Below are 12,922 nucleotides of genomic sequence, written 5' to 3' on the forward strand. Positions count from 1 at the left end.
ACTGCGGTCACACGCGGGAGAGTAGGTAGCCGCCAACCCCCAGCAAGCCGGCCCCGCCCCTGACAAGGAGGCGGGGCCGGCCCCTTTACGCCCACCCCCCCGGAAGCGCGCGCTATGCCTGGGGCTGGGAGGCCTGCCGCTGCGGAAACGGCCGGGGCGTTCCATTCGTTCTTTTAGGTACCCCTCGAAAGACTTAGACCACACATCCGTTTCAGGCTCTTCTTAGGCAAAGCAGATCCTAATCAGCTGCCCCGCTTATCTTAGGGAAAATAGGGAAGTGAGTGATACCATTATCGGTTCATTTCTGTGTTCTGGCATCTGCCTGTAACTGGCTTCTTCAGGGAGAATTCCTTTATGGGAGGGGTAGGCTGCTGCGCGTTTCCAGGGCAAGTTCGACTAGAGCGTCGTTGGGGTTAGCAGGTGCACGCCGTTTGCTGTTCCCTTGGCTTGTACGTTATATGCGTGGGGGCAAGTGCTGTGTTGTTTCATCTTTTCCGCTAAGCGCTCACGGCCGCGAGGCCCCGTCTTCCCCTCTCGCACTGCCCTTTCGGCCTGAGAAGTCTGTTGTTCTTAGCTGATGTCTGTCCAGAGCCAGAAGCGAGGCGCGCTTGGGGAAGACTGGAACTGGAAGAAGTAGCAGAAGCGGTGATGATGGGATCTGTAGAGACCAGGTCTTGTCTCTACTACGCATTCCTTTCCCCTGCAAAGGCTTATTCCCCTCCTCGGTGGGGTGGGGGTTGGTTTCGTATTCCACCATCTGCTTCTAGGGCGCATACTTCATTCAATATAGGGGTATTACTATCTATATCGGTAGGTTTTCTTTACAATTGGTTAATACTGCTCGTCTCCACTGTAGAGAGCCCCATCAGGGGTGAGAGAAATAAACTCTATTGATAAAATTACTGTCGGCTTGTGTATGCCTGCTTCGAGTTAGTCTTAGATTTTTGTTCTTACATCTTGGCTACACCTCTTTTTAACTGTGAAGGCGTTTAGAGTTCTATGCCCGTTTTCATAAAAGCAGCCTAAAAACGGTGGTACGAGCGTATGTCTGCGGCAGTGCATAGATCAACATCGTGTTTTTAGGCTGTTTTTATGAAATTAGCCTAAAAAAGACGAGCCCAGCCGATGCTTGCCCCAGAGAAGTGTTTAAAGGCTGCTTTTTGAAAAACTCTAAATAGGCTCCTTGTTTACATTTCAGGTGTGCAAGCGAACATGACTAGAGAAAGGTTCTGCGGAAGCGTTTTTCTCGCTATGTAGCAGTTATGGGGCGACGCAACCGCAAACGTAGGTTTTTTTTATGGTTGTTTGCAGCGCAAAGATGAAATGTAAACAAGCTCTGAAGTAGAAGACGCAAACCGGCGCTGTTTCTGGCTTTCTTTTTAGAAAATAGGTCAGAAACGGGGGGCGGTTTGTATGTTTTATACCCAATTACTCTTGAAAATCTTTATTTGAATTGCATAGAAATGAAGGCAGTCTGGCGGTAGGCATCTATCCGGGCCGTTGTTGGTGTTATCACCAACAATCCTTTAGCGGCCCCTTCCCAAAACTTCCATCAAACTGAACTGAGTAGAAGTTGTTGGTAATAACACCAACAACGGCGAAGCGATACTCAGATTTAAACAAGCTCTTAGTGCTTGTTTCCAAAACCAGAAGCAAGGCTCACCGCTGGGGTGAGATCTTCCAGAGTTCGCCGTTTGCTTGATCCGTAACCACGTAAAGCGCTCCGTCTGGGCCCTGCCTTACATCCCTGATGCGCTGGTTGCGGTCTGTGAGCAGGTGTTCCTCGCCGGTTACCTTGTTGTTCTCAATTTTAAGCCGAACCAGGAATTTGTCTTTCAGCCCGCCAATGAACAGGTTGCCCTGCCATTCGGGGAAAGCGGTGCCGGTGTAGAACTGAGCCCCCGAAGGCGCAATCACCGGATCCCAGTAATAGACCGGCTGCTCAAACCCTTCTTTGGCGGTAACCGCATTCGGTACCGGGTCGCCCGAATATTCCTCGCCATACGTCACCAAAGGCCAGCCGTAGTTTTTGCCTTTCTCAACCAGGTTTAACTCATCCCCGCCCTGCGGGCCCATTTCCACGATCCAAAGTTTCCCTTCGGCGTCAAACGCGGCCGACTGCACGTTTCTATGTCCTACGCTCCAGATCTCGGGCAGCGCACCCGCTTGCCCAAGGAACGGATTGCCGGGGGCGGGGGCACCGTCTGGGGTAATCCGCACCACTTTGCCCATGTGGCTGTTCAGGCGCTGGGCCTGGGGCCGAATCTCCGGTACTGAACGTTCGCCTAGGGTAACATACAGCATGCCGTCTAGTCCAAAGGCCAGGCGCGAGCCGTAGTGCAGGGTGCCGTTGTAAGTGGGCAAGGCTCTGAAGATCACCCGTACGTCGCGCAGGCTCCTTCCGTCTGCTGACAAAACTCCTCTGGCCACGCTCGTCGCATTTCCGCCCGATCTGGGTTCTGCAAAAGTCCAGAAGATGGTTCGGCTAGAAGCGAAGTCGGGGCTAAGGGCTACATCCAGTAAACCGCCCTGGCCCCGGGCGTCTACGGCCGGTAAACCAGTAATGGGTTCGCCCGTCGCACCCGTGGCAGACACTAGGCGCAAGCGACCAGGTTTCTCCGTCACTAAAAGGCTGCCATTGGGCAAGGGTTCTACTGCCCAGGGGGTCTCCAGGCCTTTGGCCAAAACATCTACCGTAAAGGCGGTGGTAGAAGTCATGGCGCAGGCGCGGGTTTGTCCGGCAAAAGCTGGCTTCTGCTCTGGGGCATTGGCCTGTCTGGTTTCTAAGGAGCAGCCGGAAGGTGTTTGGATTGGATCATCCTGCGGCATCCCTTTGTGGTTGCAGGCTGTTCCCAGCGTAGCCAGAACCACCATAGAAAAGAGTATTTCTTTAGATCTGCTCATAGGTGCTGCGGTTTAACGTTTGTTTCTGATGTAGAATTCCAGAGCTTGTTTACATTTCAGGTTTGCTGACTCAACTAGTCAGAGAAAGGTTCTGCCGAAGCGTTTTTTGAGCCGCGTAGCAGCGCTACGGGGCGACGCAACCGCAGGTGCTTTCTCTGGTCGTCTGTAGCGCAAAGCTGAAATGTAAACAAGCTCCCAGCCAAAGAACTTCTTCCCTCTATCTTAACTCTGTTTTCTCTCATAATGTTTGACCTGTCTTGGCGAAGGGAAAGAAAAAGCTGTTTAGAGTTTTATGCCTGTTTTCATAAAAACAGGCATAAAACGGCGGTACAAGCAGATGCTGGCGGAGTGTCCAGATAACCCCCTGTTTCTGGCCTGTTTCCATAAAAGTAGCCTAAAAACAGCGGCGCCAGCAGACGCTTGCCCCAGAGGAATTGCTCTACATGCCCAGTAATGAAAAACTCTAAACAGGTTTCTATTAAGAAACATCATCTTAGAGCCCGTTTTTCAGAAAAGACTAACCTTACAGCATAGGACAAGTAAGAATAAAATGTGAATAGAATCATTGAAATACTAGGCAAAATCGGGCTGACGTTGCAGATTGCCAAAACAGCTTTTGCGGCGGCTTTGTCTTGGTTGGTGGCTTCCAGTATGCTGCACTCAGAGTATCCTTACTTTGCGGCGGTGGCCGCGATCATTACCGTGCAGGTGACCGTGGCAGATTCGGTAGACAAAGCCACGCAGCGCATCATAGGCATTATTGGCGGTGTGTTGGTGAGCATGTTGCTGGGGCATTGGTTTGAGGTGGGGGCGGTGTCCATTTTCTTAATCATTCTGATTGGAATGAGCATTGCCAAAGCCTTCCGGATGAACCCCCAGATCATCTCGCAAGTGGCCATCAGTTCGCTTTTGGTGCTGGCGTTCGGGCAAGCCCGCGAAGGGTACGCTTATGAAAGAATCATAGAAACGGTGCTGGGTTCCGCCATTGCGGTGTTGATCAATGCCTTGATTGTGCCCCAGAATGCCGTGCCAGCGGTGGAGCGCAGTATTCTTGCTTACAGCAACCTGGCGGCAATCACCCTGACCAACTTAGCCGTCTTGCTGGATGATCTGGGGCCGGGAAGGAAAACCGGACGGACGGAGGTGGATGCCTTGATCAAGCAGAGCGAGGAGTGTCAGAAAGCACTTAGTTTGGCGGAACAAAGCCTCAAATACAACCCCTTGCTCACCCACAAACGAATAAGGCTAAGTCAGCTTTCAGAAAGTATCAATCAACTGGAGAGCATTACCATTCAGATCAGAGGAATCCGCAGGAGCTTAGCCGATATCACCCTAAACCAAGCTATTGAACCAGAGCAGGCCTATGTGCGGCAATTGAAGCTGGCCATGCAAGCCACCGCCCATTGTATTTCGGCTTACGGTTTCTCGTCGGTAAAGACCACCGCCGGAAGTCTGCAAAAACTACAGGAAGCTGTGCAGCAGGCCCAGGCAGAACAAGCCCGCTGCCTGGAGAGCCTCCGCGAGATCAATGCCCTGGCCACCCTTCGCGATTTCGGAAGTATTCTCACCGATTTAGGCCGAATTGTGTCAGAAACCCAGTTGCAGAACACGGCACAGGCAGAGACAAAGGCCGTCGCGTTGCCGTCCTGATTCTTTAGGGTGAGGTCAGGGTTTCAGGCCTGTTTTCTTGAAAGCAGGCCTAAAACAGAACACTCGCTCGCGTCCCGCACGCGCAGGCTACACGTGATTCTTTGTTTATCCAAAGCGGCGGAACGCCGCCGGTACCTCACACGCGGCAGAGGCGAGCGAGTGAAATCATTACTTTTCTGGGACTACGCTATTTTAGAGATGAACAAATCAACCTCATCGCGCGGAATGGAAGATACTCAGCTTAGTTTTTGATGAGTTTGATCGCTTTCACGGCTTCGCGCTGGGTAATCCTTAGAACGTACATGCCTTTGGCGAGGGAAGAGCCAAGGGTTACTTTGTCGGTGGCAGTGCCAGACTGTACCAGGGCACCGGTGCTGCTGTAAAGCTGATAGCTAAACCGGCCGGTCATTTTGTAGGTGAAATCCTGGTTGAACGGGTTGGGGTAAACGGCGGCGGCGGGGATTGTTACTTCGTCGTCAATGCCGGTCACCAGAGATTCCTGGGTACAGAAAGGATAACCCACTTGGGTTCGGTCGGCCATGTATTGCCTGAGCCAGGTCATGGCGGGTCTGTCCTGGCCCGTTGCGGTTTGGAGATGGGTATTCTCTTTCCAGGTTTTCCCGGCTTCATAGCCCCACAGGGTGATTCCCGCCACGGCCGGATGCTCCCAGTACACCGGAAACAAGTTCTGGTACCGCGTTCGTTGGGTATTGTCATCGCCGGAAATGTCCAGTTCGGTCACGTAGATGGGCACCCCGGCGTTGTCCATCAAATCAAGGGAGTTTTTGAGCTGGGTAGCCGACAAGGTATTGATGTTGAACTCATGCGCCTGCGTACCGAAACCGTCCATCAGGTTGCGGTCGCGCAGCAACTTAATAATCTGTAATTGCTCGTTGATGGCCGTTTGGTCATTTTCCAGCCCATAATCATTCAGGATCAACTTTGAGTTGGGGAAGTAGTGTCTGGCTTTGGCAAACATCCAGATAATCCAGTCATGGCCTGTTGCGCCAGCGCCTCCTAAGCCTTGTCTTATCGCCTGCGTGGCGGGGGCATGCGTCCTTAGATTTTCATTCAGGACATCTATTTGGTCTATGCCGCTGGGGAATTGGGTTGCCACGGCGGCAATGTATTCTTCCATTTCGGCCTGAAATTCTGCGGGGGAAAGAAGAAGGTTGTTGTTGGGGCTAATGGCCCAGGTAGGAAACTGACTTCCCCAGGCAAAGGCATGGTACCGGAACAGAAGGTGGTTGTTCTTCGCGTACGTATAGGCCACGTTTGCACCGGCCCAGTTCATGACATCGCGGGTTGGCTCTACTACGCCCCACTTGGTATTGTTCTCCGGGGTGATCCCGTTCCAGAGGGTTGAATAGGGGGTAGGTACGTTGCTGGCAATGATGTTGCCCAGGTATTTTCCTTTGCAGGCACTTAGTCCCCGGCTAACGGCTGGCGTGGCTCCTACCGTCACAATCACCCCGGCCGACGTACTCACCGTGTTCAGATTATCGGTGGCTTTGGCGGTAATGGTGTAGGTGCCCGCGCGCAAAGGACTCCACACAAACGAGTAGGTGTTATGGGTGGCCGTAGTGGCCTCGCCCAGTTTGGTAGGGCCGTTGAAGAATTCCACCTTGCTCACGGTTCCGTTGGCAAAACTGCCGCCCACGTCTGAGGCATACACCAGAATAGCCATGGCTTTGCCTTCCTGGAAATAGGCATTGTTGTGCGGGGCGGTGATCACACAGGAAGGCGGGGTGTTGTTTTGCCCCTGCACCTGAAAGGCGAGAAAGGTAAGCACCGTCAGTAGAAGAGAGAGTAAAGGTTTACGCATAAAGGTCTGTTAGAGAGGTGGCTGTAAGTAGGTTGAAGGTAAGCTAAAAGAAGTAGAAAGCCTACGGGTACTAAGGGGAATTTATAATCTGCCAAGGTAGAATTGAATCATTCTCAAAAGGTGTGTCTTGAAAATAAGCTAACCAATAGAACTCATAAAGAACCGGAATATGGCCTGGTTTTAGGAAAATACGCCAAAAACGCGCTTTTGCGAAGACGGTGGCCGTTCTGTTTCTCTCTGGTTGTTACTTGCTTTTGGAGAAATAGAGTTAAGTTTATGCGTGTATACTCGTATCTACTTCAAAAAACAAAAATGAACACGATGGAATTCGATTTTGGAATGGTGGGGTTGGGCGTGATGGGCCGGAATTTACTTTTGAACATAGCAGACCACGGCTTCTCAGTGGTAGGCCTTGATTTAGACCCGCAGAAAGCCGCCGCGCTGGAGGCCGAGGCCGATAAAGGCAAGGCCGTAAAGGGCACCACGTCCATTCAGGAATTTGTGAGCTCCCTGCAGAAACCACGGGCCCTCATGCTGTTGGTGCCCGCCGGAAAAGCGGTAGATGCCGCCATTGCCAGCCTGGTGCCTCACCTGGAACCCGGCGATATTATCATTGACGGCGGCAATTCCTACTTCCCAGACACCAACAGACGCATTGTGGAATTAGAGGCCAAAAACCTGCACTTCTTCGGGATGGGAATTTCCGGGGGCGAGAAAGGCGCGCGCTTTGGCCCCAGCATGATGCCGGGCGGCAACCGTCAGGCCTATGAGCGGCTGCGCCCGGTGTTTGAGGCGGTGGCGGCCAAGGTAGACGGCGAGCCCTGTGTGGCCTACCTGGGCAACGGCTCTGCCGGAAACTACGTGAAAATGGTGCACAACGGCATTGAGTACGGCATCATGCAACTCATTGCCGAAACCTATGACTTGCTCAAGCGCGGCCTGGGCCGTTCTGATGAGGAGATCCAGCGCATCTTTGAGGAGTGGAACGGCAGCGAGGTACACTCCTTTCTGGTGGAGATTACGGCCCAGATTCTGAAAAAGACCGATGAACTGACCGGGCAGAAACTGGTCAACCTGATCTCTGACTGGGCAAAGCAAAAAGGAACCGGCAAATGGACTTCCCAGAACGCCATGGACTTGCAGGTGCCGCTGCCCACCGTAGACATCGCCGTGACCATGCGCGACATGTCGGCGTACAAAGAGGAGCGGGTGTTGGCGGCCCAAAGCCTGGCCATTCCTTCCAACCCTACTGAATCTTCTGAGAATTGGTACGTGCTGGAAGAACAACTCAGAAACGCCTTCTACTTTGCCATGCTCACCACCTATGCGCAAGGCCTGGTGCAGCTGCGCGTAGCATCGGCCACCTATGACTATGAGCTAGATTTACAGGAAGTAGCCAAAATCTGGCGCGGCGGCTGTATCATCAGGGCGGCCTGCCTGGAAGACATCCGGCAAGCCTTCGCCACCAACCCGGCCCTGCCCAACCTGTTGCTGGACCCTACCATTGGCCAGGAACTGCTGAAGCGCCAGGAAGACATGCGAACCGTGGTGAAATTAGCCATTGACCGCGGAATTCCGGTACCGGCTTTGATGACTTCGCTGGCGTATTTTGATGCCTACCGCAGCGAGACGTTGCCCACCAACCTCATCCAGGCGCAGCGCGATTACTTCGGCGCGCATACGTACGAACGCACAGACCAGCCCGGTATTTTCCATACCCAGTGGGACTAAACCTTCGGCCGGGGGCTTTGCCTTACGGCGAGTAACCCCGGCACCACCATCAATCAATTACAGAAGCAGTGGAGGCCTTCGTCATGAATGACGCAAAGTCTGTGTGTTTTGCTGTTTTGAGGCTAGTTTTATGAAAACAGGCTAAAATCGGCGGCCGCTTGGCTACAGCCAGGAAAGAGATTGAGCACCAGTAGACGCTTGCGCCCGAGGCGATCAGAAAAGCCAGTAAACCGCTTCTCCGTTACAAAATAGATCATCCAATTATGAAATCAGCTAAGAAAGCAGCGCCCACCATTGTCGTTATTTTTGGGGGAACCGGCGATTTAACCAAACGCAAGCTGTTGCCCGCGTTCTACAACCTGTTTCTGGCGGGTTGGCTTCCCAAAGAATTCGCGATCATCGGGCTGGGGCGTTCTGAGTTCAGCGACCCTGATTACCGCACCCACCTCTACGAGGGCTTAACGGAGTTCTCCCGCACAGGCACCCCCGAAAAAGAAACCTGGGAAACCTTCCAGCAGAACATCGCTTACCTGCAGTCTGACATCAATGACCCCGGGGCCTATCAAAAACTAGCCGATAAACTGGATTCCCTGGACAAAGCCTGGGGCCTTCGTGCGAACCGCTTGTTCTACCTGTCAGTGGCGCCGCAGTTCATTGAGGCAGTGACCGTGAACCTGCACAACGCCCAGGTTGCCAATGACGTGGAGCGGGATCATATCATTGTGGAGAAGCCCTTCGGGAAAGACCTGGAAACCGCCCGCAGCCTGAACAAACTCCTGACGCAGCATTTCCAGGAAAGCCAGATCTTCAGGATAGACCATTACCTGGGCAAAGAAACCGTCCAGAATATATTGGCCTTTCGGTTTGCCAACGCTCTTTTTGAGCCGCTCTGGAACCGCAATTACATTGACTATGTGCAGATCAGCGTGGCCGAGCAGGTGGGGGTGGAAGACCGGGGCGGATATTACGAGGGGGCCGGGGCCCTGCGCGACATGATCCAGAACCACCTGTTGCAACTCCTGTGCATGGTAGCCATGGAGCCGCCCGTGTCGTTTGAGGCCGAGGAAATAAGAAACCGCAAGGCAGACGTATTGCGGGCCATCCGGCCATTGACCCACGAGCAGGTCACCCGCTACGCCGTGAGAGGACAATACGGCCCGGGGTGGCAGCAAGGCAGGAAAGTGCCCGGCTACCGCGAGGAAGAAGGCGTACGCCCAGACTCGAACACCGAAACCTACGCCGCCGTGAAATTCTACCTGGACAACTGGCGGTGGCAGGGCGTACCGTTTTACCTGCGCACGGGCAAACGCATGCAGGAGAAAAGCTCCAACATTACCGTGCAGTTCAGGCCGGTGCCGCACTCCACCTTTTCCAGCACCATGTCAGAAAACCTGCTGCCCAACCGCCTCACCATCAACATCCAGCCCCAGATGGATATCAGGCTTCGGTTTACCGCCAAACGTGCGGGCCTGGAGATGGACTTGACTCCCGCCGAGATGGTGTTTGACTACGGTAACAATTCTTCCCAATCGCCAGAGGCGTATGAAACCCTGCTGCTGGATGCCCTGCAGGGTGATGCGACGTTGTTCATGCGCTCAGACCAGGTAGAGGCCGCCTGGGAAATAGTAACGCCCATTCTGGAAACCTGGGAGTCGCGGCCGTCTCTGGAGTTTCCCAATTACCCGGCCGGCATGTGGGGGCCAGAAAACGCCGAGGCTTTGATTGCGCGTGATGGACATACCTGGTCGGTGACCAATTATTACCACGGCCAAAAGTAAAACCACTTAATGAGAACGCATGATACAGGTATATAAAACGCCCGCAGAACTCAGCAAAGCCGCCGCAAATATCTTCGTGCAGGCGGCCCAAGAGGCGGTGCAGGAACACGGGCGGTTTAACGTGGCGTTGACCGGAGGCTCGTCGCCGGAGCAACTGTACAAACTGCTGGCCCGGCCCCCGTACCGGGAGTTAGTGCCTTGGGAGCAGACCTTTGTTTTCTGGGGAGATGAGCGCTGGGTGCCCCTCACCGATGACCGCAGCAACGCCAAGATGGCCTTTGATACCCTGTTGCACCACGTGCCAATCTCTGGGAACCACATCTTCCCCATGTATGGCGAGCAGGCTCCCGACGTTTTTGCCCTGGATTTCGAAAAACGGCTCCTAAACCACTTCGGCAGTTCTACGCCCCAGTTTGACTTGATTTTGCTGGGCATGGGCGATGACGGCCATACCGCCTCGCTCTTCCCGGGCACTGCCGTCCTGCAGGAAACCGAACGGTGGGTGCAAGCCTATTACCTGGAACCCCAGTCCATGTACCGCATCACGTTCACGGCACCCTGCCTCAACCAAGCCAAAAAGATTGTGTTCATGACCTTCGGCGAAAAGAAAGCCGATGCCCTGCACCAAGTACTGGAAGGCGCGCCTAATCCTGAAAAGTACCCCAGCCAACTCATTCAACCGGTACACGGGGAAACCCTTTGGCTCGTAGACGAAGCAGCGGCCAGCCGATTGTCTGGGCCCGTTTAAGGCCTACTTTTCATAAAACGCCTTGTTTTCACTCGCCCCTGTTCTGAAAGTTACTCACCCTCGCGGAATGGGGTTAGTGTTCTTTTTTATTGTACCTGTCATAGTACTACAATCAAGCCCCGGAGCAAAGTAACAGCCTCTAGCGGCACTCACTAATTCCAGGCAGTTCAGGGTAAACAACGTTTTGCCATTGATTTGCAGAAAGTAAAACCATAACCCAAGCTTCCCGTTCAATGAAAAGTTGATTTACTTGTATGTTTTTCAATTATAATTTAAAAACCATGGCAAATTCGTATTGTAATTAGATTTATTATGCGATATTTGTTTTACGTTACATTTTAAATTCAAGTATTGTGTGTGGAATTGTTTGTGCTTTTGATTTAAAAGAAACCTCTGAAGCGTTACGGCCTCAGTTATTGGAAATGGCAAAATGTATCCGGCACCGGGGGCCGGACTGGAGCGGGGTTTTCAGTAATGAGAAGGCGATTTTAGCGCATGAGCGGTTGGCTATTGTAGATCCCACATCGGGCAAGCAACCTTTGTTCAGCGAAGACGGGCAGTTAGTGTTGGCAGCCAACGGCGAGATTTACAACCACTTAGAACTGAGAGAGAAGCTTACCATTGATTATAATTTCCAGACCAAATCTGACTGCGAGGTCATTCTGGCCCTTTACCGGGAAAAAGGCACCCAGTTTTTAGATGACCTGAACGGTATTTTCGGCTTTGCCATCTATGACGCTGAGAATGATGCTTACCTCATTGCCCGCGACCACATGGGCATTATTCCGCTGTACATTGGGTGGGATGAGAAAGGTACGTTTTACGTGGCGTCAGAATTGAAGGCCCTGGAAGGCAAGTGCGCTAAAATCGAGCTTTTCCCGCCGGGCCATTACCTGTCTAGCCAGGAAGAAGGTTTCCAGAAATGGTATGACCGCGATTGGAAGGAATACAAGAACGTAGCACAAAACGAAACCAACATCCAGGAGCTGAGAGAAGCGTTGGAAGCGGCCGTGCACCGCCAATTAATGAGTGACGTGCCGTACGGCGTGCTGCTTTCCGGCGGACTGGACTCTTCCATCACCTCGGCCATTGCCAAAAAATACGCCGAGAAGCGGATTGAAAGCGATGACCGCGAGCAAGCCTGGTGGCCGCAGTTGCATTCGTTTGCCATTGGCTTGGAAGGCTCGCCAGATTTGGCCGCGGCCCAGAAAGTGGCCGACCATTTGGGCACCGTGCACCACGAGATAAAATTCACCATCCAGGAAGGGATAGATGCGCTGAAAGACGTGATCTACCACCTGGAGACGTATGACGTGACCACCGTTCGGGCTTCCACGCCCATGTACCTGATGGCCCGCGCCATCAAAGCCATGGGCATTAAAATGGTGCTTTCCGGCGAGGGTGCCGATGAAATTTTTGGGGGCTATCTGTACTTCCACAAGGCCCCCAACGCGAAGGAATTCCACGAAGAAAACGTGCGCAAGCTAGATAAACTGCACATGTACGACTGCCTGCGCGCCAATAAATCGCTCTGTGCTTGGGGCATTGAGGGCCGCGTGCCGTTCCTGGACAAGGAATTCATGGATGTGGCTATGCGCCTTAACCCGCAGGACAAGATGATCAACGGCGAACGCATGGAGAAATGGGTGCTGCGCAAAGCGTTTGAAGATTACCTGCCCGCCAGCGTGGCCTGGCGCCAGAAAGAGCAGTTCTCAGACGGCGTGGGCTACAACTGGATTGACACCCTCAAGGAAATGGTGAACACCAAGGTGAGCGACGAGCAACTGGCCCACGCCAGCGAGCATTTCCCCATCCAGCCGCCTTCCAGCAAAGAGGAGTTCTATTACCGTTCCATCTTCGCGAAACACTTCCCAAGTGACGCGGCGGCGCTCTCCGTCCCTTCCGTTCCTTCGGTGGCGTGCAGCACGCCTATTGCCTTGGAGTGGGATGCCTCTTTCAAAAACCTGAACGACCCCTCTGGCCGGGCAGTAGCCAACGTGCACGCCGATGCTTACCAAAAAGCTGAGTTAGCCGAATAGGTTCTGAGATCACCTGCCATAAAAGCCAAACCCCACAAGTTCCAGAAGCTTGTGGGGTTTGGCTTTTATGACAGGTAAACAATCTTTCTCCAAATTGGCACTTGTGTATCATTCGTTCGGGATGAGGCTTTAATAGATCTCGGTTAAACAAGAGCGACAAAAAAGGTATCTAAGCCGAGTTTCAGAAAGTATGAGTGGTGACAGGGGGAACAAGTTTTGCAATTTCTTTTGACCTCGTTCCCCTTAG

Annotated in this window: 7 protein-coding genes; 5 read left to right on the forward strand and 2 right to left on the reverse strand. The window is 53.0% G+C overall.

The window, feature by feature from the left end:
• Positions 1 to 1,659 precede the first annotated feature (1,659 nt).
• Entirely contained in the window at positions 1,660 to 2,904 is a 1,245-nt protein-coding gene (locus HHO50_RS19175; protein WP_181308543.1) for a PQQ-dependent sugar dehydrogenase, read from the reverse strand.
• Positions 2,905 to 3,456: 552 nt separating this feature from the next.
• Between HHO50_RS19175 and HHO50_RS19180 the strand changes: the two genes are divergently transcribed.
• Positions 3,457 to 4,554 carry an FUSC family protein gene (locus HHO50_RS19180; protein WP_181308545.1) on the forward strand — a complete coding sequence of 366 codons (1,098 nt, stop codon included), beginning with the start codon at positions 3,457 to 3,459 and terminating at the stop codon, positions 4,552 to 4,554.
• Positions 4,555 to 4,795: 241 nt separating this feature from the next.
• Here HHO50_RS19180 and HHO50_RS19185 read toward each other — a convergent pair whose 3' ends face one another.
• Positions 4,796 to 6,379, reverse strand: a complete 1,584-nt coding sequence (locus HHO50_RS19185; RefSeq protein WP_181308547.1) for an endo-1,4-beta-xylanase — start codon at positions 6,377 to 6,379, stop codon at positions 4,796 to 4,798.
• Between the two features lie 312 nt (positions 6,380 to 6,691).
• On the opposite strand from HHO50_RS19185, the gene gndA reads away from it, so the two are divergent.
• From gndA to asnB, 4 genes are all read left to right on the forward strand, one after another.
• Positions 6,692 to 8,110, forward strand: a complete 1,419-nt coding sequence (gene gndA / locus HHO50_RS19190; RefSeq protein WP_219921591.1) for an NADP-dependent phosphogluconate dehydrogenase — start codon at positions 6,692 to 6,694, stop codon at positions 8,108 to 8,110.
• 263 nt (positions 8,111 to 8,373) lie between these two features.
• Positions 8,374 to 9,888 carry a glucose-6-phosphate dehydrogenase gene (zwf, locus tag HHO50_RS19195; protein ID WP_181308549.1) on the forward strand — a complete coding sequence of 505 codons (1,515 nt, stop codon included), beginning with the start codon at positions 8,374 to 8,376 and terminating at the stop codon, positions 9,886 to 9,888.
• A gap of 19 nt (positions 9,889 to 9,907) precedes the next feature.
• Positions 9,908 to 10,636, forward strand: coding sequence for a 6-phosphogluconolactonase (gene pgl, locus HHO50_RS19200; RefSeq protein WP_181308551.1), 729 nt, complete (start codon positions 9,908 to 9,910; stop codon positions 10,634 to 10,636).
• Between the two features lie 353 nt (positions 10,637 to 10,989).
• Positions 10,990 to 12,675 (forward strand): asparagine synthase B, encoded by a 1,686-nt coding sequence (gene asnB / locus HHO50_RS19205; RefSeq protein ID WP_181308553.1) that lies wholly within the window; start codon positions 10,990 to 10,992, stop codon positions 12,673 to 12,675.
• Positions 12,676 to 12,922: the final 247 nt, after the last annotated feature.

The organism is Rufibacter sp. XAAS-G3-1, assembly GCF_013623775.1.
In the GTDB taxonomy this organism is placed as follows: domain Bacteria; phylum Bacteroidota; class Bacteroidia; order Cytophagales; family Hymenobacteraceae; genus Nibribacter.